33 protein-coding genes are annotated in these 25,764 nt (G+C 70.2%); 17 read left to right on the top strand and 16 right to left on the bottom strand.

All coding sequences use genetic code 11. The annotated features are described in order from the left end of the window. Positions 1 to 56: 56 nt before the first annotated feature. Positions 57 to 251 (top strand): hypothetical protein, encoded by a 195-nt coding sequence (locus ACSP50_RS18685; protein WP_014690809.1) that lies wholly within the window; start codon positions 57 to 59, stop codon positions 249 to 251. A gap of 46 nt (positions 252 to 297) precedes the next feature. Here the strand turns inward: ACSP50_RS18685 and ACSP50_RS18680 are convergent, their stop codons facing one another. Beyond that, positions 298 to 1,995, bottom strand: coding sequence for an endo-1,4-beta-xylanase (locus tag ACSP50_RS18680; protein WP_014690808.1), 1,698 nt, complete (start codon positions 1,993 to 1,995; stop codon positions 298 to 300). 137 nt (positions 1,996 to 2,132) lie between these two features. After that, a complete protein-coding gene (locus tag ACSP50_RS18675) occupies positions 2,133 to 2,333 on the bottom strand; it encodes a hypothetical protein (RefSeq protein WP_014690807.1) in 201 nt (66 codons plus the stop codon). On the opposite strand from ACSP50_RS18675, the gene ACSP50_RS42010 reads away from it, so the two are divergent. After that, positions 2,332 to 2,523 (top strand): hypothetical protein, encoded by a 192-nt coding sequence (locus ACSP50_RS42010; protein WP_099343810.1) that lies wholly within the window; start codon positions 2,332 to 2,334, stop codon positions 2,521 to 2,523. The genes ACSP50_RS18675 and ACSP50_RS42010 overlap by 2 nt on opposite strands. Here the strand turns inward: ACSP50_RS42010 and ACSP50_RS18670 are convergent. Beyond that, positions 2,501 to 3,040: a restriction endonuclease gene (locus ACSP50_RS18670; RefSeq protein WP_052311628.1), complete on the bottom strand. Its 540-nt coding sequence runs from the start codon at positions 3,038 to 3,040 to the stop codon at positions 2,501 to 2,503. The genes ACSP50_RS42010 and ACSP50_RS18670 overlap by 23 nt on opposite strands. 575 nt (positions 3,041 to 3,615) lie before the next feature. Between ACSP50_RS18670 and ACSP50_RS18665 the strand changes: the two genes are divergently transcribed. After that, positions 3,616 to 4,353 (top strand): hypothetical protein, encoded by a 738-nt coding sequence (locus tag ACSP50_RS18665; RefSeq protein ID WP_231956971.1) that lies wholly within the window; start codon positions 3,616 to 3,618, stop codon positions 4,351 to 4,353. A gap of 291 nt (positions 4,354 to 4,644) precedes the next feature. On the opposite strand, the gene ACSP50_RS18660 is transcribed toward ACSP50_RS18665, so the two are convergent. Beyond that, entirely contained in the window at positions 4,645 to 4,992 is a 348-nt protein-coding gene (locus tag ACSP50_RS18660) for a VOC family protein (protein WP_231956970.1), read from the bottom strand. A 3-nt stretch (positions 4,993 to 4,995) separates the two neighbouring features. Continuing rightward, entirely contained in the window at positions 4,996 to 5,769 is a 774-nt protein-coding gene (locus ACSP50_RS18655) for a GyrI-like domain-containing protein (protein WP_014690803.1), read from the bottom strand. 89 nt (positions 5,770 to 5,858) lie between these two features. Between ACSP50_RS18655 and ACSP50_RS18650 the strand changes: the two genes are divergently transcribed. Next, positions 5,859 to 6,641: a TfxG immunity protein against TfxA peptide gene (locus tag ACSP50_RS18650; protein ID WP_014690802.1), complete on the top strand. Its 783-nt coding sequence runs from the start codon at positions 5,859 to 5,861 to the stop codon at positions 6,639 to 6,641. A 9-nt stretch (positions 6,642 to 6,650) separates the two neighbouring features. On the opposite strand, the gene ACSP50_RS18645 is transcribed toward ACSP50_RS18650, so the two are convergent. The 3 genes from ACSP50_RS18645 to ACSP50_RS18635 form a co-directional block, all read right to left on the bottom strand. Then, positions 6,651 to 7,085 (bottom strand): VOC family protein, encoded by a 435-nt coding sequence (locus ACSP50_RS18645; RefSeq protein WP_014690801.1) that lies wholly within the window; start codon positions 7,083 to 7,085, stop codon positions 6,651 to 6,653. Positions 7,086 to 7,119: 34 nt separating this feature from the next. Beyond that, positions 7,120 to 7,572, bottom strand: coding sequence for an SRPBCC family protein (locus ACSP50_RS18640; protein ID WP_014690800.1), 453 nt, complete (start codon positions 7,570 to 7,572; stop codon positions 7,120 to 7,122). Positions 7,573 to 7,682: 110 nt separating this feature from the next. After that, positions 7,683 to 8,234, bottom strand: a complete 552-nt coding sequence (locus ACSP50_RS18635; RefSeq protein WP_197688158.1) for a TetR/AcrR family transcriptional regulator — start codon at positions 8,232 to 8,234, stop codon at positions 7,683 to 7,685. Positions 8,235 to 8,297: 63 nt separating this feature from the next. Between ACSP50_RS18635 and ACSP50_RS18630 the strand changes: the two genes are divergently transcribed. The 3 genes from ACSP50_RS18630 (at position 8,298) to ACSP50_RS42005 (ending at position 10,303) form a co-directional block, all read left to right on the top strand. After that, on the top strand, positions 8,298 to 9,116 hold the full coding sequence (locus ACSP50_RS18630) for an alpha/beta fold hydrolase (protein WP_014690798.1): 819 nt from the start codon (positions 8,298 to 8,300) through the stop codon (positions 9,114 to 9,116). Further along, complete coding sequence (locus ACSP50_RS18625; RefSeq protein WP_231956969.1) at positions 9,010 to 9,555, top strand: GNAT family N-acetyltransferase; 546 nt, start codon at positions 9,010 to 9,012, stop codon at positions 9,553 to 9,555. The genes ACSP50_RS18630 and ACSP50_RS18625 overlap by 107 nt, the downstream gene beginning before the upstream one ends. 559 nt (positions 9,556 to 10,114) lie before the next feature. After that, the gene (locus ACSP50_RS42005) at positions 10,115 to 10,303 is read left to right on the top strand and encodes a hypothetical protein (protein WP_155123545.1); all 189 of its coding nucleotides are present in this window, start codon (positions 10,115 to 10,117) and stop codon (positions 10,301 to 10,303) included. A gap of 237 nt (positions 10,304 to 10,540) precedes the next feature. Here ACSP50_RS42005 and ACSP50_RS18620 read toward each other — a convergent pair whose 3' ends face one another. Then, entirely contained in the window at positions 10,541 to 11,020 is a 480-nt protein-coding gene (locus ACSP50_RS18620) for a hypothetical protein (protein ID WP_014690796.1), read from the bottom strand. 99 nt (positions 11,021 to 11,119) lie between these two features. Between ACSP50_RS18620 and ACSP50_RS18615 the strand changes: the two genes are divergently transcribed. The 3 genes from ACSP50_RS18615 (at position 11,120) to ACSP50_RS18605 (ending at position 13,872) form a co-directional block, all read left to right on the top strand. Beyond that, a complete protein-coding gene (locus ACSP50_RS18615; RefSeq protein WP_014690795.1) occupies positions 11,120 to 11,734 on the top strand; it encodes a TetR/AcrR family transcriptional regulator in 615 nt (204 codons plus the stop codon). A gap of 350 nt (positions 11,735 to 12,084) precedes the next feature. Further along, entirely contained in the window at positions 12,085 to 12,600 is a 516-nt protein-coding gene (locus tag ACSP50_RS18610) for a DUF4265 domain-containing protein (RefSeq protein ID WP_014690794.1), read from the top strand. A gap of 378 nt (positions 12,601 to 12,978) precedes the next feature. After that, on the top strand, positions 12,979 to 13,872 hold the full coding sequence (locus ACSP50_RS18605; RefSeq protein ID WP_155123544.1) for a hypothetical protein: 894 nt from the start codon (positions 12,979 to 12,981) through the stop codon (positions 13,870 to 13,872). Here ACSP50_RS18605 and ACSP50_RS18600 read toward each other — a convergent pair. Further along, positions 13,816 to 14,325, bottom strand: coding sequence for an NUDIX domain-containing protein (locus ACSP50_RS18600; protein ID WP_014690792.1), 510 nt, complete (start codon positions 14,323 to 14,325; stop codon positions 13,816 to 13,818). The genes ACSP50_RS18605 and ACSP50_RS18600 overlap by 57 nt on opposite strands. Positions 14,326 to 14,380: 55 nt before the next feature. Between ACSP50_RS18600 and ACSP50_RS18595 the strand changes: the two genes are divergently transcribed. The 6 genes from ACSP50_RS18595 (at position 14,381) to ACSP50_RS18570 (ending at position 19,625) form a co-directional block, all read left to right on the top strand. Next, positions 14,381 to 14,938, top strand: a complete 558-nt coding sequence (locus ACSP50_RS18595; protein ID WP_014690791.1) for a hypothetical protein — start codon at positions 14,381 to 14,383, stop codon at positions 14,936 to 14,938. 47 nt (positions 14,939 to 14,985) lie between these two features. Further along, a complete protein-coding gene (locus tag ACSP50_RS18590; protein WP_014690790.1) occupies positions 14,986 to 15,546 on the top strand; it encodes a DUF1697 domain-containing protein in 561 nt (186 codons plus the stop codon). A 125-nt stretch (positions 15,547 to 15,671) separates the two neighbouring features. Beyond that, positions 15,672 to 16,205, top strand: a complete 534-nt coding sequence (locus ACSP50_RS18585; protein WP_014690789.1) for a PadR family transcriptional regulator — start codon at positions 15,672 to 15,674, stop codon at positions 16,203 to 16,205. Further along, complete coding sequence (locus ACSP50_RS18580) at positions 16,202 to 16,885, top strand: ABC transporter ATP-binding protein (RefSeq protein ID WP_014690788.1); 684 nt, start codon at positions 16,202 to 16,204, stop codon at positions 16,883 to 16,885. The genes ACSP50_RS18585 and ACSP50_RS18580 overlap by 4 nt, the downstream gene beginning before the upstream one ends. After that, positions 16,882 to 19,068, top strand: a complete 2,187-nt coding sequence (locus ACSP50_RS18575; protein WP_014690787.1) for an FtsX-like permease family protein — start codon at positions 16,882 to 16,884, stop codon at positions 19,066 to 19,068. Before ACSP50_RS18580 ends, ACSP50_RS18575 begins: the two co-directional genes overlap by 4 nt. A 95-nt stretch (positions 19,069 to 19,163) precedes the next feature. Continuing rightward, positions 19,164 to 19,625 (top strand): peptidoglycan-binding protein, encoded by a 462-nt coding sequence (locus ACSP50_RS18570; protein ID WP_014690786.1) that lies wholly within the window; start codon positions 19,164 to 19,166, stop codon positions 19,623 to 19,625. A gap of 104 nt (positions 19,626 to 19,729) precedes the next feature. Here ACSP50_RS18570 and ACSP50_RS18565 read toward each other — a convergent pair whose 3' ends face one another. The 6 genes from ACSP50_RS18565 to ACSP50_RS18540 all read right to left on the bottom strand — a co-directional run bounded on the left by ACSP50_RS18565 (position 19,730) and on the right by ACSP50_RS18540 (position 24,900). Continuing rightward, positions 19,730 to 20,341 (bottom strand): response regulator transcription factor, encoded by a 612-nt coding sequence (locus ACSP50_RS18565; protein WP_014690785.1) that lies wholly within the window; start codon positions 20,339 to 20,341, stop codon positions 19,730 to 19,732. Then, positions 20,338 to 21,537 carry a sensor histidine kinase gene (locus ACSP50_RS18560; RefSeq protein ID WP_014690784.1) on the bottom strand — a complete coding sequence of 400 codons (1,200 nt, stop codon included), beginning with the start codon at positions 21,535 to 21,537 and terminating at the stop codon, positions 20,338 to 20,340. Before ACSP50_RS18560 ends, ACSP50_RS18565 begins: the two co-directional genes overlap by 4 nt. 16 nt (positions 21,538 to 21,553) lie before the next feature. Further along, the gene (locus tag ACSP50_RS18555) at positions 21,554 to 22,345 is read right to left on the bottom strand and encodes an ABC transporter permease (protein WP_014690783.1); all 792 of its coding nucleotides are present in this window, start codon (positions 22,343 to 22,345) and stop codon (positions 21,554 to 21,556) included. Beyond that, positions 22,342 to 23,265, bottom strand: coding sequence for an ABC transporter ATP-binding protein (locus ACSP50_RS18550; protein WP_014690782.1), 924 nt, complete (start codon positions 23,263 to 23,265; stop codon positions 22,342 to 22,344). Before ACSP50_RS18550 ends, ACSP50_RS18555 begins: the two co-directional genes overlap by 4 nt. Then, positions 23,262 to 24,422, bottom strand: coding sequence for a hydrolase (locus ACSP50_RS18545; protein ID WP_231956968.1), 1,161 nt, complete (start codon positions 24,420 to 24,422; stop codon positions 23,262 to 23,264). The genes ACSP50_RS18550 and ACSP50_RS18545 overlap by 4 nt, the downstream gene beginning before the upstream one ends. 199 nt (positions 24,423 to 24,621) lie before the next feature. Then, positions 24,622 to 24,900, bottom strand: a complete 279-nt coding sequence (locus ACSP50_RS18540; RefSeq protein ID WP_014690780.1) for a hypothetical protein — start codon at positions 24,898 to 24,900, stop codon at positions 24,622 to 24,624. A gap of 478 nt (positions 24,901 to 25,378) precedes the next feature. On the opposite strand from ACSP50_RS18540, the gene ACSP50_RS18535 reads away from it, so the two are divergent. After that, a complete protein-coding gene (locus tag ACSP50_RS18535) occupies positions 25,379 to 25,639 on the top strand; it encodes a hypothetical protein (protein ID WP_043514634.1) in 261 nt (86 codons plus the stop codon). Positions 25,640 to 25,764 lie beyond the last annotated feature (125 nt).

Below are 25,764 nucleotides of genomic sequence, written 5' to 3'. Positions count from 1 at the left end.
GAGGCGGATCTCGGCTTGAGCGGTCCCGAGGCGGATAGAGAAGAGGTCAGGCGCGAATGCAGTTGACGGCAGATGAGCTGGTATCCGAATTCCACGATGCGGTGATGGAGCTGTACTTCGCGCGAAAGCGCATCGTGGCCCTAGAGGCGGAGATCCTGGCCTTGAGAGCGCAACTCGACACCGGCGAACGCGAGTGCACCGCTGATGCCGCTGAGGCGTCGACGACGCCACAGGAATCCGCGAGCCGCTGACTTCGCGGACGCGTAGGGGAGGTGCGGCTGGCCGGTCCGGCCGACCTCAGCCGCGCAGGACCCGGGTCAGGGCGGTGAACGCGGCCTTGGGCGCCAGGTTCCGGTCGAAGATCAGGTCGTCACCGAGCTGGGGTGGATAGGTGCCGGACTCGGTGGTGGACCCGTACCGGTCGCTGACCCCCCAGGTGGTGTACGAGGTGCAGTTCGGGGCGGCCAGGCAGGCGGTCAACGCGGTGGCGTACTGCTCAGCCTGCCCGGCCGCGGCATCGCCGTACACATCGATCTCGGACACCCGGGCCGACAGCCCGAGCCGGGCCAGGTCCGCGAAGTGATCCTGCAGGACGGCCGCGGTGACCCGGTCGCCGGCCTCGTGGATGTGTGCCTCGAACCCGACCCCGTCGACCGGCACCCCCCGCTGTTTGAGCCGGCCGACCAGACTGAGCAGCGCGTCCCAGCGCTCACCGTCGGCTTCCAGGCCGAAATCGTTGAGATACAGCTTGGCGCCGGGGTCGGCGCTCCGGGCCGCCACGAACGCCTTGTCGATGTACGTCTCCCCCATCGCCTGCTGCCACAGGTGCCGGCGCAGCCCCGCTCCCCCGTCCTCATAGTCCTCGCCGTCGGGGGACAGCGGTTCGTTGACGACGTCCCATTCGGCCACCCGGCCGCGGTAGTGACCGACCACGGTGCTGATGTGATCGAGCATGATCCGCTCGCGCCGGTCGGCCGGGGTGTCCTGCATCCAGCGCGGGTTGGCCTCGCCGAAGACCAGGGTGTGAGCGTGTACCGCGATGCCGTTGGCCGCCGCGAAGTCGACCAGCAGGTCGCCCCCGGTGAAGTCGTAGCGGTCCGGCTGCGGGTGGACGAACTGCGGCTTCATCGCGTTCTCCGTGGTCAGCATGGAGAACTGGGCGGCGGTCAAGCGCCGGTACCCGTCGTCGGCCAGCAGCGGCTCGGCGGCCACTGCGGCGCCGATGGGCAGCGCCCGGCGGGCCGCGGCGAGCACCCGCAGCGACCCGGGCTCGGGCGCCGGTTGCCCGAGCGCCGGGGCGTCGACGACGGTGACGCTGCCCCCGTCCAGCCCGGCGGCCCGCAACGAGGTCAACGTCCAGCCGGCCGGCCCGCCGCCATCGACGTCGGCGCCGAAGAACACCCGCCCGGAACTGAACACCCCAGGGTCGGTGACGGACAGACCGGCGTCCCCGAGCCGGACCGTGAGCCGCCCACCCGCCCGGGTGACGGTTATCGTGGCCGCGCCCGGTGCGGTCACCGTGGTCCGGCGGCGGACCGCCGGATCGTCGCCCCGCCCGTCCCAGACCGCCAGGCGCAGCTCCCCGTCGGTGACGGTGACGGCCAGACCGGGCGGGTTGTGCCGCCACTCGTCGTAGACCACCGGCACATCGCCGTACAGGCTGAACACGGCCGCCCGGCCGGCCGGGCGATCCACCCCGGCGATGATCTCCATCGGGCCGCGCACCGCGAGCCGCGGCCCCCGCAGATTGACCGGCGGGTCGGGTTGGCCGCCGGAGCCGTCCTGCCGCACGATCCGCTCGCCCAGGCCGACGATCCGCACCCCGCCGGGGCCGACGGTGGCCCCGGCGAAATGCGTCCAGTCGTGGCCGGTGAGGACATCGACGGCGGTATCGTCATCGAGCGTTGCGTCGTCGCCGGCGCTGACCGCCACCCACCCGCCGGCCACGACCGCCACGACCGCGACCGCCAGCCAGGCCCGAGGGTGCATCCGCATGCCTGTTCCCACCAATCAGAAGTGAGCTCGACGCGAACGGTGAGACCGTTGCCGGTGCGGCGTTCCTGCAGCGGTTCACGGACCGCGGTGAAGACCTCCCGGGGGCGCGTCCGTTGAACGCCCCAAGGGTGCTGGGCTCAGCTCTGCACGGTGATGTGCTGGTGACCTTCCACAACGGCCTGCTGGTCAGCCTGCACGGTGATGTGCTGGTGACCCTCCACGACGGCCTGCTGGTCAGCCTGCACGGTGATGTGCTGGTGACCGGCAGGTGCGGATGCGACCGCGCCGATGGTGGCGGCTGCCGCCAGCAACACGGCCGTCAGGCGGAACTTCGACATGTCTTCTCCTTGGTCGGGGACCGCCACGAGGCGGGACGCTGATCGTAGTCATTCCAAGCTCGGTGGCAGCCGTCCCGCCCGCCGCAGCGTCAAGCCGGACAAGGGCTACTGCCGGCTCGACTCGGTCCGGGACTTCTGGTTCGGGTTCCCGTCGATGCTGCTGTTGTTCACCGTCGCCCGCGGTCGCTGAGCACTGCGGGCGCGACGCCGGTGGCGATCCACCGGGCCAGCACCGGCCGGTCCACCAGCGTGATCCGGCACTGCCGGGCAACCTGGAGGGCCGGCCCGGTCGGGCGCCCGGTGGTGACCAGCAGCGCGACGTCCGCGCCGTGAATGTCGCGGGCGGTGCCGGCGAAGCGCTGCACGTCCGGACTGGGCAGGTTCCCGGCGTAGCGCTTGCACTGCACCACCAGGCGCCGACCATCCGGCGTCCGGGCGGTGATGTCGGCGCCCATGTCCCCCGCGCCGCCGCTGACCCGCACGCCGCGGCAGTCGCTCTCGCGGAGCAGCCGCGCCACGTACTGCTCGAACTCCGGGCCGCTCATGTGGTCGGTCACCGCCACGTCGCGCTCGTGGGCCGCGAGCCGACTCATCGCCGACCAGCTCAGATACGCCCACGCCCCGCCACCGGCCAGCACCAGTGCGGTCACCACCGCGGTCACCACCGCGGTCAGGACCAGGTGCTCGCGGACCACCTGGGCCAGCAACCCGACAGCCAGGAGACCACCGGCCGCCGCGGCCAGCGCAGCACCGTCGCTGATCCTGCTTCTTCTACGGCGCCTACGTCGAGCCACCCCAGACCCCCTGCCCCACTGTTCGCATACCGATGCATACGCAATGTAGTGAACGGGTGCGACAGAAAGACATCGCCGCGTGCCCGCTTTCGTCAGGTTCCATTAACCGCCCGTGACACTTGGCATGCCGTACGTCAACGGGATCAGGCAATTCGGCCCAGAGCGGCTCGAAGTCGAAATCACCAGGATTCTCTGACCAGCGCACCTCGAAAGATCAGCAGTTCCACCACTTCCGGAGGACTTGACCACGGTGTCACCGCCGAGTTTTTTTGACGGTTTCCAGACCCTTGGAACAGCACGTTGAACAGGGAAGATGCCGCGTGTCGCGGTCGGTTTCAGGTAACCGGTTCAAAGAACGTGTTGAACCGCTGCGGCGCTCGGCTCCGTACAGGTTCACGTTCGGCACATCGACGCCTCAAGGAGTGATGATGAGAACGCGCTCATACCAACGGAACCTGGGCAACGGCACGCGGCGAAAGGTGGCCGGCGTGGTCATTGTCGGGGGCGTCCTTGCGGCGGCCGGTTTGGCGGGAGTGCAACTCGCGTCGGCCAGCACCACCCCGCCACCGCCCAAAGCAGCCGCGAACGCGCAGCAGGCGCAGGGCGGCAATGACGCGACACTGGCGTCGGCGCAGGCGCTGGAGACGGCTTGTGACACCTTCGCGGCAGATGCCGCCGGGGCTAACGGCCAGAACGCCGGCAACCAGGGTGCCGACAATCAGAATGGCGACAACGCCCAGAACGACCAGAACGCGGGTGACCAGGGCGCGGCCGGTGGTAAGGCGGCCGGCAAGGATGGCGCCAAGGCGGGTGCCGCGGCCGGCAAGGCGGCATCCGACGCCCGGAACAAGAAGATCGCGAAGAAGTGGGCGAAGGCGATGGCCGAAGCCAACAAGAAGCGTGGCAAGTCCGGCAAGAAGGGCGGCAAGTACGGCCAGAACGGGAATGCGAACCAGAACGGGAATGCGAACCAGAACGGCAACGCCAACCAGAACGGCAACGCCAACCAAGGCGCCGCGAACGCCGCGGTGACTTCGGCTCAGGCATCGCTTCTGCAGGCGTGCCTGGCGCTGGCCGACGCCAAGGCTGTGGCCGGCATCTCCAACAACAACGGCAACGGCAACAACGGCGACCAGACCGCCGACCCGTCCGCCAGCGCCACTGCCGACCCGTCCGCCAGCGCCGGCGCCGACCCGGCTGAGTCCGACTCCACGGCCGCCAACTAAGACCGATCCTTCGGCACCGACCACGGATCCGGGGAACGATCACAACCGGCGTCGCCGGGCGCGGGCACGCACTCGGCGACGCAAGGCCTTCCCGTCGATCTGATCCGGAACGGACAGTACGACCGACGGCCGGCACCGGGATCACTCCGGTGCCGGCCGTTTCCGCGCTGTCGCTGTACGCGAACGTCCAGGCCACACGCACCTCAACGCCAACCGGACCTTCAGCCACATCAGCGGCCTGCCCATCACAGGAACGGCACGAAGGCTCGTCGAACTGGTTGAACGGGAGGATCAGGCCACACAGAACTCGTTGCCGGACGGGTCCTGCAGGGTGACCCAGTGCTTGCCGTACTCCTGGTGTTCGGACTGGACGGTCGCGCCCAGCTCGGCCAGGCGTTTCACCTCAAGCTCCCGGTCGTCGGCGTTCAGATCGAGGTGGCAGCGGTTTTTCGCGGCCTTGTCGTCGGGCACCTTGAGGAACATCAGGGTCGGCCCGGGCTCCGCGGCGCCGATCGTCGCGAAGAACGGGTTGGCGCCGGGGTCGACCGGCCGCCGCAGGGCCTGCGCCCAGAAGCCGGCCAGCGCGGTGGCGTCGGCACAGTCGAAGGTGATGTTGGCGAGGGCGAGCACGGGTGTCACTTCCTAACGGGAAACGGGCCAGCAGATTTCGGTGCGGAACTCTTCCTCGGGGACGCCGTCCCCTGGTCCGACCAGGTAGCTTTCGCGGACCGGGCCGGTGATCGCGAGGCCGGTGCGGGCCAGCCAGGCGCCGAGCGCCCGGTAACCCTCCGACATGTTGTAGTAGGGGCCGACGAACTCGGCGACCGCGAACCGGCCGCCCGGTAGGGTCGTGTCACCGTTCGCCGCGGGCACGTAGGCGATGATCGGGCTGGGCTCGTCGCGGAACTCCGGTGGGAAGATCGCGCCACACGGGCCGGTGGCGATCGCGCGCGCGGTGAGCTCCGCATACGCCTCCCCGAGGAAGTCGGCGAACTGGTCCTCACGGGCGTCACGGGTGAGGGTGAACGCGGTGATCGGCGGCAGGGTCCGGGCGGTCACCTCGGCCGGGGTGATCGCCACCGGGTCGTCGAGCAGGTCGCCGGTGATCCGCAGCATCCGCTCCAGGCGGGCCTGCCGGTCCAGCAGCCGCCGCCGCTGTGCGGCCAGCACCCGGCGGGTCACCTCCGGGTCGCGGGCGGCCAGGATGACCCGGATGTCGGCCAGTGGCAGGTCCAGCTCGCGCAGCTGCCGGATCGTCGCGGCGTCGCCGAGCTGCGCGATCCGGTATCCGCGATAGCCGGTGCGCTGATCGACCACGGCCGGCTCCAGCAGCCCGTTCTCGTGATAGGCCCGCAGCGTGTTGGCCGAGATCAGGGTGGCACGGGAGAACGCGCCGATCGGTAGTAGGTCGTCCACCGCCTCAGTCTCAACCTTGGCCCAGGGTGAAGGTCAACCGCCGGATAATTCGCTGTCGCCGCCTGTCCGGGGACTGGTAGACCTCGGGGATGACCGAGAAGGCTCTACCCGGCGGGAACATCACCGGCGCCGTGCTGATCGACGGCGTGGTGCACAAGCCGGCCTCGCCGTGGACACCGACCGTGCACGCGTTCCTGCGTCATCTGGAGGCGGCCGGCTTCGACGCCGCGCCGCGCGCCCTCGGCTTCGACGAGCGGGGCCGGGAGATGCTCAGCTACCTGCCCGGCGAGACGATCGGCGGCCGTGTGCCCTGGCCGGCGTGGGTGTCGTCGGACGCGATGCTGGTCCAGGTCGGCCGCTGGCTGCGCCGGGTCCACGACCTGACCGCCGGCTTCGTGCCACCCGAGGGCGAGCGGTGGTTCGTCGGCGGCGAGCTGCGGCCCGGGCTGGTCGTCGGTCATCAGGACGCGTCACCGTTGAACGCGGTCGTCGACGGCGACCGGCTGGCCGGCTTCTGCGACTGGGACATCGCGAGCCCGTCCGTCCCGGAGTGGGATGTGGCGTTCTCCGCGCTGACCTGGGTGCCGCTCGCCGCCCCGCAGGACGGCACCCCGCTGACCGAGGATGACCGGCGGGACCGAGCCCGCCGATTCCACCTGCTGCTCGACGCGTACGGCTATGCCGAGGACCGTCGTGCCTTCGCGACCGCGGTGCCGCAGCGGGCCCGCAAGCAGGCCGCCGTCATCCGTCACCAGGCCGCGTCCGGCGACCCGGCATCGACCGCGCTGCTGCCCATCGCCGACCTGTTGGACCGCTCCGCGGCCGACGTCGATGCGCTCCCGGAGGGCTTCTGGATCAAGGACCGGATTTAGGCGGATCCGTTAGTCGAGGCAGAACTCGTTGCCCTCGATGTCCTGCATGACCAGGCACGACTCGTTCTCGCCGTCGGCGAGCAGGAGCCGGAACCGCTTGGCGCCGAGCGGTTCGAGCCGGGCGCACTCGGCTTCGAGGGCGGCGAGGCGCTCGTCGCCGACCAGGCCGGTGCCCACCCGGACGCACAGGTGCACCCGGTTCTTCACCACTTTGCCCTCGGGGACGCGCTGGAAGTACAGCCGCGGGCCGACCCCGTTCGGGTCGCTGCAGGAGAAGCCGGCGTTGCGTTTCTCCGCCGGCCGGCTCGCGTTGTAGTCATCCCAGCTGGCGAAGCCGGCCGGCGGAGCCGGTGGGACGTAGCCCAGCACCTCGCACCAGAAACGGGCGACCCGCTCCGGGTCTGCACAGTCGAAAGTCACCTGAAACTGTTTGACCGACGCCATGGATCAACCATAGCGCCGGTCATGACACAGTGGATCAGGAAACGTCGCCGCGCCATCCGCCGGTGGCGGTGCCCCGCTCCTCGATGAACTGCTTGAACCGCTTGGCGTCCGCCTTCACCTGGTGGCTGTCGACGCCGACCGCGCTGCCGACCTTCTCGACGAAGCCTTCCGGCTCCCAGTCGAGCTGGATGGTCACCCGGGTCTCGGTGTCGCTCAGCCGGTGGAAGGTGACGACGCCGGCGTGCTTGGTGTCACCGCCGGTGCTGTGCCAGGCGACCCGCTCGTCGGGGTGCTGCTCGGAAATCTCCGCGTCGAACTCGCGGATCTGACCGCCCACCTTGGTCACCCAGTGGGTGTGGGTGGCGTCGGTCTGGGTGATCGATTCGACGCCGTCCATGAACTTCGGGAAGTCCTCGAACTGCGTCCACTGGTTGTACGCCGTGCTGACGGGCACGTTGACGTCAACGGACTCGGTCACCGTAGTCACGATGTTCTCCTTCGCTCGGGATGATCGGGAACTACCCGTCCCCGATCGCCCCAAACACCCTGCGTCGATTTGCGCGTCGAAATTTTTCCCGTTGACGACGGGCAGACGGGTCACCTGTCGAGCAGGCGCCTAAGCGCGCGCCGTGACGCCGGCAGGGGACGGCCGGCGTCGAACTCCAACGCGGAGATCTCCCGCACCATCGCGACCAGCAGCTGAGCCGTGGCTTCGACGTCCTCCCAACCCATCGCCTCGAGGTCGGCGAACCCGCCTTCGGCGAGGCGCTCGCGCCGTGCGGTCATCGCGCCCTGCTCGGGGCCGGAGCGCACCTCGAGCGAGAGGGCCTTGGCCCCCCGGTTCTGCAGGGAGATGTCGAGATAGACCTCGAAGGCGCGAAGGAGCCGCTCGGCTCCCCTGGGCAACCCCGCCACGGCAGCCGCCATGCCGGCCTCGACGCGGGCGTGGAAGCGGGCGTGCAGGGCGTCGACGAACGCGGACCGGTCCTTGAAATGCACGTAGAAGGTGCCCTTGGCGACGCCCGCCTCCGCCACCACCATGTTCACGCTGACGCCGCTCAGCCCGTGCCGCTCCGCCAGCGCGGCGCCGGCATCCAGCAGCGCCTCGCGGGTCTGCGGAGCTCCCGACATGGGCAGGTCCTGTGTCACGTCGAGAGTTTAGACCGGACGATGGGTGACCGACCGGTCGGTCACCGTGTTACGGTCCATGCCATGCCCCTCCTCGACACCGCGACCGGCCGGATCGCCTACGACGCGCGCGGGTCCGGTCCGGCCGTCGTCCTGCTGCCCAGCGGCGCCCACCACCGGCGCGACTACGACGCCTTGCGGGCCCTGCTCCCGGACCGCTTCCGCAGCATCGGCATCGACTGGCCCGGCCACGGCGAATCCCCCGCCGGCAGCCGGGCAGCGGATGAACCGCATCTCGCCGACCTGGTCGAGCAGATCCTCGATCAGCTGGCTCCCGACGGCGCGGTCCTGGTCGGCAACTCGATCGGCGGTAACGTGGCCGCGCGGACCGCCGCCCGGCGCCCCGCCCTCGTCAGGGGCCTGATGCTCGTCGACAGTGGCGGCTTCGAGCCACCCCGGCTGCACAGTCGCATGTTCTGCGCGCTGATGGGTCGCCCCTGGTTCGCGCGAGCGGTCTATCCCGGCTTCTCCCGGTGGTACATGCGCTCCCGCACGAGCGCCGACCGGCGGGCACGCACCGACGCGATCGCCACCACCCGCACCGCCGCGGGACTGACAGCGGTCACGCAGATGTGGCACAGCTTCACCCTGCCGGAGCACGATCTCCGCGGGCTGGCCGGACGGATCACCGCGCCGACCGTCGTGGTCTGGGGCCGGCACGACCCGGTGCTACCTCTCGCGGCCGCCCGGAACGCTCACGCCCTCATCCCGGGTTCCTCGCTCGTCGTGATCGACAGTGGGCACTCCCCGCACACCAGCGACCCGGCATCGGTGGCCGCGCACCTCGTCCCCCTTCTCGACGCGGCATTCCCCGCGAAAGGTCCGAGCACCACCCGACAGTAAGGATCCGCGCACCTTCCCGGCAGCGATACCGAGCCGGCATGGCGATCACCCTCATCCCACGGTTCCCGGTGGACGACCAGAGCTCAGCACCCTGCACGCCCGCGCCTTCAACGCCGACCCCTCGGCCATCCGCCCGTGGTCCCGGCGACTCTCCCGGCACGCCCTCACCTGGATCGGCGCCTTCGACGACGACCGGTTGATCGGTTTCCTTCAGGTCTGCTGGGACAGCGGCAGCCACGCCTTCCTCCTGGACACCGCCGTCGACCCGGACCACCGGAGCCAGGGCCTCGGCGCCGCCCTGGTGCGGGCCGCCACCGCCGAGGCCCGCGCCGCCGGCTGCGAGTGGCTCCACGTCGACTTCGAACCCCACCTCGAACACTTCTACCTGGACCGCTGCGGCTTCCGCCCGACCCCGGCCGGCCTGGTCCACCTCGCGTGATCGGCACCCCGAGGCAGTGTCAGCTGCCGCCGTCAGGTGTCGGTGTACTCGATGGAGCGGCTCTGGCAAGATTTTCGTGGCGGGAGACCACTAGAACGGGGAATTGAGGCAAGCGCGGCTTTCCGGCGATCCTGACGATATGTGGTGTTGAGCTCTCCGATCTGCTGCCGCATCTGGCTACTGTCGTTGGCACCGCGGTCGAAACGACCGGTCCTGTGGTAGTCGTCCGGGCCCGCACCCGGATGGAGGAGGCGTTTGCCTGTACCGGCTGCGGCAGGGTGAGTGATCGGGTCGATAGTCGGTATAAACGCTGGCTGGCCGATTCGGCGATCGGCGGCCGTCCGGCCCAGATCGAGCTGCAGGCTGGCGGACCCCATCGATCATCACCGAGGTAGCCGCGCCTCCGCTTAGCAGGCGGCGTTGCGCAGCGGCCCGCGCGTTATCTCCGGCAATGGAGTGCACTTCGACCCGGCCTACCCAGTGCGCCGACTTTATGCGTCATCCGAGAGCATCGCCGGACGCTGTCGCCCACGGGCTGTGCTCGTCGCAGAATCAGGTAATGAACGCACCTGATCGAACCGCTTTCACCAAGCGCGGCGCGGCAGTCACCGGGCTCGCGGCCTCGGTGGTCTTCACGCTCGCTGTTGGCGGCTCCCAGCATGAGTGGACCACCGGTTTGATGACCGGCACTGCAGTCGGCACCTTTGTCTTCGCCTCCCACTGGTTCGCAGCGCGGCCGCGCTGCTGATCTGGCAGCGGCTGGCAGCACGTACGCCCGGACATCATCAGGCCCGGGCGTCGAGCGCCTTGTCGGCGGCATGAGAGCGCGTCTCGATTTGGGCGGTGCGTCATTTGCCTCGTGCCGGACCGGGCGACGTCGAGATGGCACAGAGGCCGATTTTATTCGACACCATCGTGATTCTGGATTTTGCGCAGCGGTAGGGCTGGGTTGGAGTAGTAAGCCAATCATCCGCGAGGTTGGGTATCAGTCTGACGCTCGGATCTTCTCTGCAGCGCCTCTGAGTAACCCCGGTGCCAGGCGGCGGTGGATGGCCGACAGCGGGGGCCAGACGCCATGTCCCACACGCTGGTCGTAGCGCACGAAGGTCCCCAGCGACACCTGCCCGTCTGTTGCTTGGACGATGAGGTTGCAGCTCAGAAACCAGGAAGCAGCCTGGAGCCGGATCCAATCTTCGCCGTGTCCGGTGATCTGCCAGCCGGCAACGGTGCCCGTCGATCGTCCTCGGGTAAGCCGCAGCCCGAGAAGGCCGCGCCAGATTAGTTGGGCGCTCACGCTCGGAGTGTCGCCGAACATGGCGCGGGCCCACTGCTCGGCTGTGGCCGCGACCTGCGTGGAGAGGGTGAACTGATCGGCGTAGTCGATGGCTGACAACGAGCTGAGGGCGCGGACACGCCCTGAGACCTTGCGTGTTCCGACCGTGCCGACGATCGAATCTGAGGTCATCGCATGCCCCCGATCTTGTATACGATGCCGTACATCACAAAGGTAACTCCATCTATACGGTGGCGTATAGATGGAGTGAGGTGTTGGGCGGGACATACCATGGGCACGACACGCACACCTCGCGACAGGTGGATCGAAGCGGGACTGCAGGCGCTGGCCGTCGGCGGCCCGGATGCCGTCCGCATCGAGGTCCTGGCCAAGAAACTCGGCGTCACGAAAGGCGGGTTCTACGGCTTCTTCGCCGATCGCGACGCGCTTCTGAGCGCGATGCTCGACGTCTGGGAACGCGAGAGCACCGACGAGGTGATCGACCATGTCGAGCAGGAGGAGGGCGACCCCAAGACCAAAATCCAGCAAGCGGGACGACTCACCTTCTCCCACGATCGCCTACTGCCCATCGACCTCGCCATCCGCGACTGGGCCCGACGCGACGAGGCAGTCGCAGCCCGCCTACGGCGAGTCGACAACCGCCGTTTCGCGTTGCTTCGCGAGATGATCGGTACGTTCTGCTCCGATGCCGATGAGGTCGAAGCGCGCAGCCTGCTCGCCTTCTGCGTGGCAATCGGCGAGCACTTCCTCGCCGCTGACCACGGTAGCCGCACCCGAGCCCAGGTCCGCGCCCATGCCGCTGACTTGATCCTCAACCGCCATACAGCCGGCACGACGCCGTCTGACGCATCAGCGAGGGTTGACAGAAAGCCTGGTCACGAGTGAATGGCTCGTCCCGCATCTCCGTCCTGAGAAACGGCTGACGCTGTTCTCCACCGCAAGCCGCAGGGGCGCCGAACGCACTCACATCGGCCATGAGCGTGCGCCGCTACCCCAACAGCCGAACAGACGAGGCGGTCACGCGCCGCTACCAAAGGTACTGGGCAGATCTCCATGTGAGGCCGGCTGAGGCCGCCCCTGCTCGGAGCCGGTCCGGCTTCGTCGTGGCCCGCGCCGCGACCGACTAATGATCTCCCGCCACGAAAATCTTGCCAGAGTCGATGGAGCGCAGAGCTGAGTACGTCTGATCTTGCATAGCCGGCCTGACTCGCCGCGCTGTTCGCGGCGGATGGATCATGTTTGTCGTGACAGCTTCGGATCTGCATGAGCGGCCCTCGGGTGACCTGATCAAGATCTGGTTCAAGTTCGTGCCGCGTGAGGGCTGGTTGCCGTATGACACAGAGGGTCTGTGGGCCACTCAGTTGGGCGAGGACACGGCCCGGGTGGCAAACGTGGCGTTCCTGCAGAACGGCATCGCGCAAGGTGACGTGGTGCGCTTCCAGACGAATGAGGATGGTTTCCGCTGGGCGACGGACCGGGTGGAGGCGTCGGGGCACTGCGTCATCCGGATCCTGCCGGTACCGTCGGGTCCGCTGGGCCGGAGTGCGTCGGCTGTCCAGGCTGCGTTCGCGCGTTTCGGGTTGGGCGGGGAGGTGTTCAGCGCCGAGTTGCCGTTCGTGGCCTTCGACGTTCCTGCCGATGCCGATTTCGGTGAGATCCAGCAGGTGCTCGCAGATGGCGAGTCGCAGGGCTGGTGGCACTTCGAGGTCGGTTGTGGGACCGACCGCTGGTGGAGCTCAGCGGCCTCCTGAAAGAGATCCTCTGCACGTTCAGCCGTATACGGCTCTGCCCTCTTGGTACTGCAACGGCACTCGGCGGACGGATCGACGATCGGCTCGTTGAATGGTGCGAGACGAGTTCGAGGTTGATCAGTGATCGGATGAGCTGGACCGGTTGCATGCCCGTTTCGCTGACCGGTTCACACGGCCGGAAACCGCAGCGGCAGGCCTGTCAGTATCTGTCCGGTCTGGTCGTCGGCATCGATCGTAAGAGTGGCCGGACTCTCGCGGACCGAGCCGGTGATCTATTGCCGGACGGGATGCGGAGGCTGTTGCGATGGGCCGTTTGCGACCCGATGCAACGACGACGTGGTCACCGTCGACACAGGCCGGGCCGCGTACGATGACGGCGTGCCTGAGCGATCCTGGGAAGTCGAACCCGGTTCCGGAGTCGGTCCGCTGCGGTTCGGCACCTCGCGCGGCGAGTTGCACGCGCTTCTGGGGCCGCATCGGGCGTTCCGGCGCAGTCCCGCGTCGGATCTGACGGATCAGTTCGAGGCGGGCGGGCTCATGCTCACCTGTTCCGAGGACGAGGGTCTCCACCTGATCGAGATCCCCGACCCGGACGGCGTTCACTACCGGGGTGTGCGGCTCAGCGGCACGGTCACGACGGTGCTCGCGGAGCTGCGGGCAGCGGGCGTCGAGCTCACCGCCGACGACAGCGGCTGGCTTTTCGCCGACGGCGCGGTCGGGCTGTACACGCCTTCCTCGGAGCCGGACGCCCGGGTCGAGGCGGTGACGATGTTCGGACCGGGGCACGAGATGACCGGCGAAATCGTCTTCTTCCCGGCCGGGTCCGAGGCGATGCCGCCCGTCTCGTCCTATGTCGTCACACCAGGTACGGGTGTCGGCCCCATCACCCTGGGGATGCACCGGGACGAGGTGCGGCGCCGGCTGAACGGCGGCCTGTGCTTCCGGAACGCGGCCGGCTCGCGGGAGCCGGAGCAGGACGAATTCTTCGAGGATCACCTGACGGTCCGCTACGGCCCCGATCTGCTCGCCGTCCACATCTACGTGAACCGGGCGGACGCCGTGCTCCTCGACGGAATCAACCTGATGCCGACGCACCCGCTGACCATCGAGGATGTGCGCCCACTACTGATCCGGGCGGGCCGCACGCTGGCCGAGCGGGAGGCCGGGATCGATATCGTCGGCACCGGCGTCGAGATGCGGACGATGGGCCCGCTGTCATCCGGCTACGGACCGCTTCCGGTCGCCTGTGTCGCCGTCGCCCTGCAGCCCTGAACCGACGGCGCCGCCGGAGACTCCGTCGAAAAGCCGCCCGAGCAGGGCCGACTGCCCGGCGGCCAGTACATGCCCCTGTGCCAGCGGGAGCCAGTAGCACTCGAACCGAACCGGCGTGCCGTCGCCGTCGCCGCGTTCCTCGGTGAACCAGCGCTCCGGGACCTCCGGCGCGTCGACCGTCAGGTGGAAGAAATGCCGCACGTGGACGGCATCGGCGTACGGCCGCATGTCGAATTCACTCACCCCGAGGTATCGCTCGACGCGCAGCCCCGGCAAACCGGTCTCCTCGGCCGCCTCGCGCACCACGGCCGCTTCGGGCAACTCCCCGGCGCGCACGGTCCCGGCGGGGACCTGCAGCCCGGACTGATCGAAACTGACATCGTCCACGTGCAGGAAGACCAGAAGCCGACCCTCTCGAACGACGTAGGCGACTACCTTCTGCGGTCTCAGCACCGACGCAGCCTACGGCCTCGGCGCCGTGGTGGCGGGGTTTGGGCACTCTGACGACATGGAGACTTCAGCCCTTGCCACGGTCATCCCCCTCGTCGGCGTCGCGTTGGGGGCGGTCAGCACCTTCTTCGGGCAGTACATCGCGCTCCGGGGTCAGCGCCGCGACCGGCAGGAGGAGCTGATCGCCGCAGCCAGAGCCGAGACTCGGCGAGCGATCCTCAGCTTCCTGTCGGCGGCGCAGGATGTCGAGCGGGAGGTGAGTCGGATGAAGCGGGGGCTCGCCAGGCGCGATGAGATCGCCGATGAGCTGATCGGCGACCTCTGGCTGGCGAAGAAGACACTGGAGCTCGTCTCGAGCCCGGAGCTGTCGCAATGCGCCCATGACTACACGTCCGTGCTGGAGTCCCTGGTGTGGGACAGCGTCTCCTCCTCCGCCGTCCAGGAGAAGCGCGAGCGGCGATGGAGGTTCATGGAAGCGGCACGACATGAGGTCGGCGCCGGCGTGCGGTCGATCGATCGATGGTCGGTTTCCGAGCGGCTGAGCGGCAAACCGCTGGCGCCGGGGAACAGCTCTCCGACAGCTTCGGTGGAACGCGAGGGCGTCCAGCCGTCGTGAGCTGATCACGAGCGCAACCGGCGCCTGCCGGCCGTAGGATGCCCGGGATGACGACCTTCCTGGTTCTCTTGCGCGGCATCAATGTCGGCGGCAAGAACAAGGTTCCGATGGCGGATCTCAGGACGCTTCTCGGCGAGTGCGGTTTTCTCGACGTCTCGACGTTCATCGCCAGTGGAAACGTCATCCTCACCTCGGACCGGGACGCCGGCCAGGTGGCGGCCCGGATCGAGGCGGAGCTGCCCGAAGCCTTCCCGCTCGACAGCGAGCTCGTCAAAGTCCTGACCCTGACCGGCGATCAGCTCCGCGCTGTCGTGCGGGACCGCCCAGCGGGTTTCGGCGACCGCCCGGACACCTATCACAGCGATGCGATCTTCCTGATCGGCCTCGAGGCCGCCGAGGTCATGCCCATCTTCCATCCGCGCGAGGGCGTCGACCGCGTCTGGCCCGGAAACGGCGTCGTCTATGCGCAGCGTCTCAGCGCCCAGCGCACCAGGAGCCGGCTGAGTTCCATGATGGCCTCGCCCCTCTATCGGTCGATGACCATTCGCAGCTGGAAGACGACCGTCACGCTGGCGGAGATGCTGGACGCGCGGACAGCGCGCCCCTGAACTTTGCCGGCTCGGCTGCAGGTGGACCACCGGCAGCCAGGCCGCGTGGTCCACCACGCAGAACCCCGCACCGCCGGACGCGGCAGGCCTTTCGCGTGTATACACTCGGGGTATACCCTGAGCGCATGAGTGTTCCCTTGACCCTGCTCGGGCTGCTCGAACGGGCCCCGAGCCACGGCTACGACCTCAAACGCGACTACGACACGTTTTTCGGCGTCGGCAAGTCCCTGCCGTTCGGGCAGGTCTACGCGACGCTGAGCCGCCTCACCCGGGACGGCAAGGTGGTGATGGACGAGGTGGCACCCGGTGACGGGCCCGAGCGCAAGCGCTATGTGATCACTGAGCAGGGCGCCACCGAGGTCAACTCCTGGCTGTCCGACCCGGTGACCCCGGAGCCGCACCTGCAGAGCATCCTGTTCACCAAGGTGGTCCTCGCGCTGATGCTGGACCGGCCGGCCGAGGCCTATCTGGACGCGCAGCGCCAGGCGCACCTGGTGCGGATGCGGGAACTGACCGCGGTGAAGCGCTCCGGCGACCTGGTGGAGACGATGCTGGCCGACCACGGCCTGTTCCACCTGGAGGCCGACCTGCGCTGGATCGACACGACGTCGGCGCGGCTCGATGCCCTGCGTACGCAGATCAAGGCGGGCAAACCGTGACCGCCGCGCTGACCGCGACCGGCGTCGCGTTGTCGTTCGGCGCGACGCCGGCGTTGCGCGGCGCGAATCTGGCGGTGGCCGAGGGCGAGATCGTGGCGATCATGGGGCCGAGCGGTTCCGGCAAGTCGACGCTGCTGCACTGCCTGGCCGGGATTCTGGTGCCCGACGCCGGGGAGATCGATTTCGAGGGGGTACGTCTCAACGGGCTGACCGAGGCGGCCCGCAGCGAGTTGCGGCGCGACCGGTTCGGGTTCGTGTTCCAGTTCGGTCAGCTGGTGCCCGAGCTGTCCGCCGTCGAGAATGTCGCGCTGCCCCTGCTGCTCGGTGGCGTCAAGCGGGATCCGGCGATCCGGCAGGCCCGGGAGTGGTTCGGCCGGCTCGGCATCGAGGGGCTGCAGGGCCGGCGCTCCGGCGAGCTCTCCGGTGGGCAGGCGCAGCGGGTGGCCCTGGCCCGGGGCCTGGTCGCACGGCCGCGGGTGCTGTTCGCCGACGAGCCGACCGGGGCGCTCGACTCGCTCACCGGCGAGCAGGTGATGGAGCTGATGGTCACCTCGGCTCGGGAGCAGGGGACCACGGTGGTCCTGGTGACCCACGAGGCGCGGGTCGCCGCGTACGCCGACCGGCTCGTCATGGTCCGCGACGGCAAGGTCACCTCGCCGTCGGAGGTGCCCGTCTCGTGATCAGTCTCGGACTCCGACTGGCGGTGGCCGGCGGCCGCGAGGCGATCACCCGGCTCGTCGTGCTGGCCGCGGCGGTCGCGATGGGTGTCGGCATGCTGCTCGCCACGATCGCCGGGATCAACGCGGTGCACGCGCAGAACATGCGCTACCCCTGGTTGAACAGCGGCGTGACCAGCGTCGCGACCGGCCCGCAAGCGCCCGACCCGGCCATGTGGGCGCTGCGCGAGGACTACTTCCACGGGCATCCGCTCGCCCGGATCGACGTGGCGGTCTCCGGCCCGCACGGTCCCACCCCGCCGGGACTGGCCGCGCTGCCCGGCCCCGGGGAGTATGACGTCTCCCCCGCCCTGGACCGGCTGCTCCGCGACCATCCCGCCGATGAGCTGCGCGACCGGTTCGCGGGGCGGCAGGTCGGGGTCCTCGGCGACGCGGCGCTGCCCTCCCCCGACTCGCTGATCGCGGTCGTCGGCGGCACCCGGGAGGAGGTCGGTCGCATCACGGGGGCGACCGAGATCTCCCGGATGGTGACGATCGCACCGGACAAGTGCGACGGTTGCGTCGTGGGCCTCGGCGAACGGGGCATCGTGCTGACCCTGTCCGTGGTCACGGCCGCTCTGCTGTTCCCGTTGTTGATTTTCATCGGTACGGCGACCCGCCTGTCCGCCGCGCGCCGCGAGCAGCGGTTCGCCGCGATGCGCCTGATCGGGGCCACGCCGCGGCAGATCACCCAGTTCGCCGTGCTGGAGTCCACGGTGGCCGCGGTGACCGGCGCGATCGCCGGCTTCGGGGTGTTCTTCGCGGCCCGCGCCGGCCTGGCGCAGATCCCGTTCACCGGTGAGCCGTTCTTCCCCGGCGACCTGTCGCTGTCGGTCACCGACGTGCTCGCGGTGCTGGTCGGCGTCCCGCTGGCCGCCGCACTCGCCGCCCGGATCGCGCTGCGCCGGGTCCGGATCTCCCCGCTCGGCGTCACCCGCCGGGTCACCCCGAAACCGCCGCGCGCCTGGCGGATCATCCCGGCCCTGCTGGCCCTGGCCGAGCTCGGCTATCTGGTCAACCACCGCCCGAACACCACACAGGGCCAGACGATCGGCTATCTGAGCGGCATCTTCGGGGTGCTGATCGGCCTGATGATCGCCGGGCCGTGGCTGACCATGGCCGGCTCCCGGCTGCTGGCCCGCCGCGCCCGGCGGCCGGCCACGCTGATCGCCGGGCGGCGGCTCGCCGACGACCCGCGGGCCGGGTTCCGCGCGGTCAGCGGGCTGATGCTGGCCCTGTTCGTGACCACCACCGCCACCGGGGTGATCACCGCGATCGTCGCCGAGCGCGGCGGCGGCCCGGTCGGCGCGCGCGGCCACGACGTGGTCTGGATGGAGCTGGGGGCGGACCGGGAGGGCCTGCCGCCGACTCAGGTACACGTACGGGCTCAACGGGTCCGGGCCAACCCGGACGCGAGGCCGGACAACGATCATCTGCCCGGGCTGATCGCCTGCGCCGACCTGGCGAACATCCCGGGCAGCGGCACCTGCCCGGCCGGGGCCGAGGTGGCCGAGGTCTTCACCGACCTGAGCACCTCGACCTGGCTGCCGCACACCGCGGCCGGCTCGACCTGGCCGGCCGCCCGGCAGACCACGGCGCAGCTCGGCGCACTCAACGTGCTGTCCGCGCTCATCCCGACCGACGGCAGCCCGGCCGCCATCGAGCGCGCCCGGACGACGCTCGACAACGCGTTCCCGGACGGGCGGGGGGCCGGCACCGAGGCCGACTTCCGCGGCGACTTCACCCGCCAGCTCTCCCAGTTCGAGCGGCTGGCCGACGTCGTGATCATCGCGAGTCTGGTGATCGCCGGGTGCAGCCTCGCGGTCAGCGTCACCGGCGGCCTCACCGAACGGCAGCGTCCGTTCGCGATGCTGCGGCTGACCGGGGTGCGGCTCGCCGAACTGCGCCGCGTGATCGCGCTGGAGACGGCGGTGCCGCTGCTGGCCGTCTCGATCGTCGCGATCGGTGCCGGCTTCACGGCCGCACACCTGTTCCTGCGCTCGCAGATGCAGTACGACCTGCACGCGCCCGGCACGGCGTACTACGCCATCGTGTCTCTGGGGTTGCTCGCCTCGATCGCACTGATCTCGTCGACCATGCCGCTGCTGCGGCGGATGACCGGACCCGCCGCGGCCCGCAACGAGTGATCAGCGCCGATGAATGGCACGAAATTCGGCACCAACGGCTCTGGCGGACGGCAGCGCGGACGCCTGTGCTGAAGTCGACGAGAGGAGGTCACGACATGGCAGGCACGCTGCTCCCGTGGCCCGAGATCGAGAAGGGCGCCAAGGAACACCCGGTACCGACCCTGCAGTACCTGCTGCGGGCCCGCGGGCAGACGATCGCGGTCGACGGCATCTTCGGCCCGGAGACCGAGACCGCGGTGCTCACCTTCCAGCGGGCGAACGGACTGTCCGCCGACGGCATCGTCGGCCCGCACACCTGGAGCGCGCTGATCGTCGAGGTGCGGCGCGGCTCCGAGGGGGACGCGGTCCGCGGCGTCCAGGAGGAGTTCCAGTATCGGAACCTGTCCGGCATCCCGGGCAACGGCCTCGCGGTCGACGGCATCTTCGGCCCGCGGACAGAGGCCGCCGTCCGGGCGTTCCAGACCGCGGTCCACGCCGATGTACCGACCCTGACGGTGGACGGCATCGTCGGCCCGATGACCTGGCAGGCCCTGGTCAGCGGCATGTATTCGTTCTGAGCAGCACGGACCGGCCGGGGTCGTCGTCGCACCGCACAGCGCGCCGACCTCCCCGGCCGGCGCCCTTGTCGGACCGCCCGGTCTGACAGGCGGACCGGCCATTCTCAGATCCAGCCGTGCCCGCGGGCGATCCGGACCGCCTCGTGCCGGTTGGCGGCGCCGGTCTTGCCGACCGCGGCCGACAGGTAGTTGCGGACGGTGCCGGGTGACAGTGCCGCCCGCCGGGCGATCTCCTCGACCGCCGCCCCGTCGGCGGCCAGCTCCAGCACGTCGGCCTCGCGCGGGGTCAGCGGGTTGTCGCCCGCGCTGATCGCCTCGGCAGCCAGCTGCGGGTCGACGTAGCGGCCGCCGCCGTGCACGGTACGCACCACGCCCGCCAGGGTCTCCGCGGAGACGGTCTTGGGCAGGAACCCGCGCACCCCGGCGGCGAGGGCGCGCTTGAGATGCCCGGGCAGACCGTGGCTCGTGACGATCATCGTGTGGCACCCCGGCAGCTCGTCGTGCAGTGCCCGCGCGACCGCCACCCCGTCGAGGTCGGGCAGCTGCAGGTCGAGCACGGCCACGTCGGGGCGCAGGGCGCGGGCCATCGACAACGCCTCGGCACCGGTCGCGGCCTGGGCCACGACGGTAAGGTCGTCCTCCAGCCCGAGCAGCGCCGCGAGCGCGCCGCGGATGAGGTGCTCGTCGTCGGCGAGCAGGATCCGGATCGGCGTCACGCGGTGGCCTCCTCCGCCGCCATCGGCAGCTGCGCGGTGAGCCGGAAGCCCTCGGGTGGCTCGCGCTCGGCGGTGAGGGTACCGCCCATCCCGGCGATCCGTTCGGCGAGCCCGATCAGCCCGCTGCCGAAGCGGACCCGGGCGTCGCCCGCCGCGGCTCCGTCGTTGTCGACCGTGAGCGTCACCGTGCCGTCGGTCGACAGGCGCAGCGCGACGGTGCAGTGCCGCGCCTCGCTGTGCCGCAGCACGTTGGTCGCACCCTCGCGGACCGCCCAGCCGAGGGTGCCCTGCACCGCTGCGGACAGCCCACCACCGTCGCCGATCACCCGGCATGCGATGCCGGCCGAGGTGAGCAGCGACCGGGCGCCGGCCAGTTCGGCGTCGAGGTCCGCCGTCCGGTAGCCGCCCACCACCGCGCGCAACTCGGCGAGGGACTCCTGCGCGATGCGGCGTACCTCCAGCATCTCGTCGACCGCCTCGTCGCGTCCACGCTTGGCGAGCTGCGCGGCCAGCTCGGCCTTGACCGCGACGACCGAGAGGGTGCGCCCGACCACGTCGTGCAGGTCCCGGGCGAAGCGCAGCCGCTCCTCGGCCACGGCGAGTTTCGCCTGCACCTCGCGCGAGCGGTCGAGCTCCCAGAGCGCGCCCAGCATCCACACCGTGACGCGGAAGGAGGCGACCACGAACCCGGTGACGATCACCATGGCGAGGGCCGGGGCCCCCGGCCGGGCGGCGCCCTGGCCGGCCGCGAGGGCGTACAACGCCAGACTGCCCAGCCCGCCCACGGCGAGCGCCACGACCGGACGGACCGCCGTCGACAGCGCGGCCACGTACGACACGACGAGGATGAGCAGCACCGCGTTGGCCGGGCCGTCCGGCTGCCCCGGCGCCGCGTCCGGATACACCAGGACGGCCGCCGCCACCCCCGCCGCGGTCAGCGCGCCGCCGGCCGCGACCAGGCGGGCCGGGAAGGGCCGGTTACCGAGGTAGTGATCCACGCCGGCGCGGACCAGCAGGACGGACAGGACGGTGTGCACCGTCGCCACAGCCGCCGCCACCCACAAGGCGGCACGCCCGGGAACGCTGCCGGCCGCGAGCGGTACGGCCGCGGCGAAGGTGGCGTAGAGGGTGCCGCGCAGATACAGGTCGAGGCGGGCCGCCCTGCCGCGTGAACGCCACCATGCAGCCACCGTCATGCCCCGCCTCCCACCGTCACCGCCGGGGTTCCCAGCGGAACCGGCGCCGCACCGCGACCGCGCCCAGCGCCGCCCACGCCGCGAGGATAGCGACCGGCCCGGCGGCCGCGGCGAAGACGGCGACGAAGCCCACCGGCGCACCTGCGCCCGTCGTGCCCAGCCAGCCCAGGCGCATGAGCTCGACCGCCGGTGTCAGCGGCAGGAACCGCACGACCTCGCCGACCCAGCCGGGCAGGTCGTCCAGCGGCATCATCAGACCCGAGCCGAGCAGACAGGCGAGCACCAGCGGCATGGTGGTCACCTGGGCCAGCTCGACAGTCCGGGTGAACGCCGCCGACGCCGCCGCGAGCAGCACGAACACCCCGGCCCCGCCGAGTGCCCCGAGCACCAGCACGGGGGCGTTGACCGGCACGGGCAGTCCCAGGAACACCGCGCCCGCCACCGTGAACACGACGATCTGCGCGAGGGCCAGGACGATCGCGGGGCTCGCGGTACCGGTGAGGATCTCCACGTCGGTGATCTCGCCGACCCGCAGCCGCTTGAGCACGAGCCGCTCGCGCCGGGCCACGTACGTCCCGACCAGAGTGAAGTACACGGCGCCCACCAGGACGAGCCCGAGAAGGCCGGTGACCCGGAACGCGTTGCCCGGCAACCCGCCCGGGTCGGCCTTCGCCGCCGCGGCCAGGCCGACGATCGCCAGCGGCGGCACCACCGCGTTGCACAGGGCCATCCCGTCCCGCAGGAGCAGCGTCAGCTCGGCCCGGCCGATCGCGCGGATCCGTCTCATCGTGCCGGTCAGGTGGGTCATGGCTGCCTCCCGGCGGCGATCGACAGGAACGCCTCCTCCAGCGACGCCGATCTGGCGTCGAGCCCGGCGAGGACGACGCCGCGCTGGTCGGCCCAGCACAGCAACGCCGTCAGCGTCGCCTGGAGTGCGGCGGTGTGGACGGTGACCTGCCCGCCGGCGCCGGACTCCGGCCGGTGCGCGCCGGGCAGCTCCGGCAGCGCGTCGACGGGAATGCCGGCGGGCAGGCCGAAGCTGACCCGCGCCGGGTACGCGGCGACCACGTCCGCCACCGACCCGGTCGTCACCACCTGACCGCGGTGCATGATGGCGAGCCGGTCGGCCAGCCCCTGCGCCTCCCCCAGGTAGTGGGTGGTCAGCAGGATCGTGACGCCCTCGGCGAGGAGGCCGCGGATCAACTGCCAGGTGGCGTGGCGGCTCTCCGGGTCCAGGCCGGTGGTGGGTTCGTCGAGGACCAGCAGTTCGGGCCGGCCGAGGAGCGCCAGGGCCAGGTCGAGGCGGCGGCGTTCGCCGCCGGAGAGCTGCTTCGTGCGTACGGCCGTGCGGTGATCCAGGCCGACCAGCGCGAGCGCCTCACTCACCGGGCGTGGCACGGCGAGCGTGCCGGCCCACATCCGGGCCGTCTCGACGACCGTGAGGTCGGCCGGGAAGCCGCCCTCCTGCAGCATCACGCCCATGCGCGGGCGCACCGCGGCCCGCGCGGCGTGGGGGTCGTGGCCCAGCACGCGGACGGTGCCGGCGTTCGGCCGGGTCTGCCCCTCGACCACCTCCAGCGTCGACGTCTTGCCGGCGCCGTTCGTGCCGAGCAGGGCGAACAGCTCGCCCCGCTGGACCGAGAACGACACGTCCCGGACGGCCTCGAATCCGCCGGGCCCGCCGTAGCGGCGGCTCAACCCGCGTACCTCGATGGCGGCGGCCGTCATCGGACGAACCGCATCTCGGGGTAGGCCGGCGACGGCGCGTCGAGCAGCCCGCGGCGCTGGTGGCGCAGGTACCGGTCGAAGAAGGCCAGGAGGTAGGCGCGCTCGACGGTGACCGCTCGCTCGCCGTCGATGGTGCCGAACGCCGGTTCGAGGGTGCCGGGCGCGGCGCCCGCCTGGGGAAGCAGCACCTGCAGATCGGTGAACGACATGTGCCCCGAGTCGGCCAGCTCCAACTCGCGGCGCGGGCCGCGCAGATGCGCCCACAGCGCGTCCCACGTCTCGTCCGCGTCGCCGCCGTGGCCGTCCGAGCCGACCTGCAGGAACGGGCGGTCCAGACCGGCGGAGACGACCGGTCCGGAAACCGAGCCGTCCAGGTTGACGCCGGCCGTCACGCGCGGATCCTCGTACATGGTCTCGGCCGCGGACGCGCCGCCCAGCGAGTGGCCGAACATCCCGACCCGGGAAAGATCGAAGGCCCCGGCGAGCCCGCAGGGCAGCGTCCGGTGCTCGGCGTCCGGGTCGCCCCCGCGGGCGATCGTGGTCAGCTGGTCGAGGGTGAACCGCGTGTCGGCCACCCGGGCCGCCAGGGCCGTGGCGATGACGCGTTCATCGTCGCCGGCGGGGTCGTCGGTGGGCGCCGGAAGGGACTGGGTCTCGATCCGCCCGCCGGGGAATTCCACGAACTGGGCGTCGTGGGTGTGGTCGATCGTGACGACGACGTACCCGTGGCTCACCAGCTCCTCGACGAGGGCGGTGCTGAAGGTGCGTTCCAGGCCGAAGCCCGGCGAGTACAGCACGACGGGGTGGTGGCGGCCTTCGACCGGTGCGCCGGCGTACGCGTGGGTGACCGGCAGGAGTACCCCGGAGCCGGGCGGGTTGAGGCGCGCCCCGACGCCCGGCGAGACCCAGTCGGCGCGCGGGTACCCGTGGACGCCGGCCGCCGGGTACCAGATCTGGACCATGATTTCGCGGGCCGGCGTGGCGGGCACCCAGGGGTCGGGGCGCGACCGGTCGACCAGGTGCAGCGCGACGGTGCCGATCCGGTCGTGCCCGGTGGCGGCGGGCAGGACCAGTCGCCGGACCGGCGCGGCCTGGGCGGGTACGGCGGTGAGCATGGCGGCGGCGATGGCCAGGACCGCGGCGAGCGTTCTCCTCATGGCCATGAGTCTTTGCGCCCGGCAGGCGCCGAAGTAGTGCCGATCCTCACCGGTTCCGGTGCACGGATCACCGGCGACCGATGACAGATGTCATGGTGCGTGTCAGCTGCCGCGCCGCGCAGGGGCAGTGATGGGTGTCCAGCGCGCGTGCTCTGCGGCTATGAGCGGATGGCGTGGCGAGCGGCGTGGCGTCCGGTTCTCAGTGCTGGGTGTTTCCGATGAGCGCCTTGCTGAGTAGGCCATGGAGATTCTTGCTGAACAGGCTTTTCTCGTCGGGAGTAACGATCGTGACGAGCGACAGGCCAGCCGTGATCAAGGTTGCCGTGTGCGGTTGGAAGCCGTAGCCCCGATGCTCGTACGGGTGCTCGTTGACGCGGATTGCGATTGTAGGCTGCGGCGACGGCTGGTATAGGACTGCGAACGGGCCTTCGCCATCCGCCCTGAGTGAGTAGCCCGCCTCGTCCCAGTCTTGCTCCATCGCCGTATCGCGGGCGACGTACAGCTCTCCGGTATCGGTCGGAACTCCGGCCCCACGAGGTGCCAGGGTCAGAACGTTCCGGCTTTTCCTAGTCGGACCAGCATGTCGGGCCAGTGGGCGTGCACGTCATCGAGCATGGCGCGGACGCTGTCGCCCGCTGGTCTGCCGGCGATGATGACACTGTCGTATCCGGTGATTATCTGGTGCCTCGAACGCCGGGCTGAAGGGGCGCTGGCTCAGGTGGACGCATGACTAGGACATGATCGCAGTAACGCGACATCGAGTGCATCCGCAATTCGGCGAGAAGCGAGCGCGCCCCCACTGCAATTACTTCGCGTAACGACCGGATCGCGGCTACTTGAGTAAGTCGGTGACGGGCAACGCGATGCGTAGGGCGTCGAACGCGAAATAGCGGTGGCTCTCCCGGACGCGGTAGATCCGGACACTGACCAGAACGCACTCGAGTAAGGTGCGCGTCGTGAACTGGCAGGATCCTGAGATAGCCGCCGTTGAGAGTCGCGAGGATCTGGCTCGCTACTTGATGAGCTTGGCAGCCCGGCTTCGCGAAGGCGATCTTCCGACCGAGAATCCCACCACAGATGCCTTCATCGACGCCGCGGGCCGCTGGACGAAGTCCATGGACGGCTTCTTCTCGAACGTTCTGAAGGAGCCGGTTCCTGACAGCCCAGATTGGTCGACGGTAGCCGCTATGTTCCGGGCGGCACTGGTTTATGAGTAGGAGTCGAGTCAAGACCGGGGTGCCCGGTCGTCGGCACGACAGGACGTCGGTCCGTCGGCGTCGGCCACTGGCCGTGACGGCACGCTGGCCCGAGCGCGGACAGCGGCAAGGGGGGGACGGCCGGT

Source organism: Actinoplanes sp. SE50/110 (assembly GCF_900119315.1).
Lineage (GTDB): Bacteria > Actinomycetota > Actinomycetes > Mycobacteriales > Micromonosporaceae > Actinoplanes.
The sequence above is the reverse complement of the archived record's forward strand: the minus strand, read 5'-3'. Positions and strand labels throughout refer to the sequence as shown.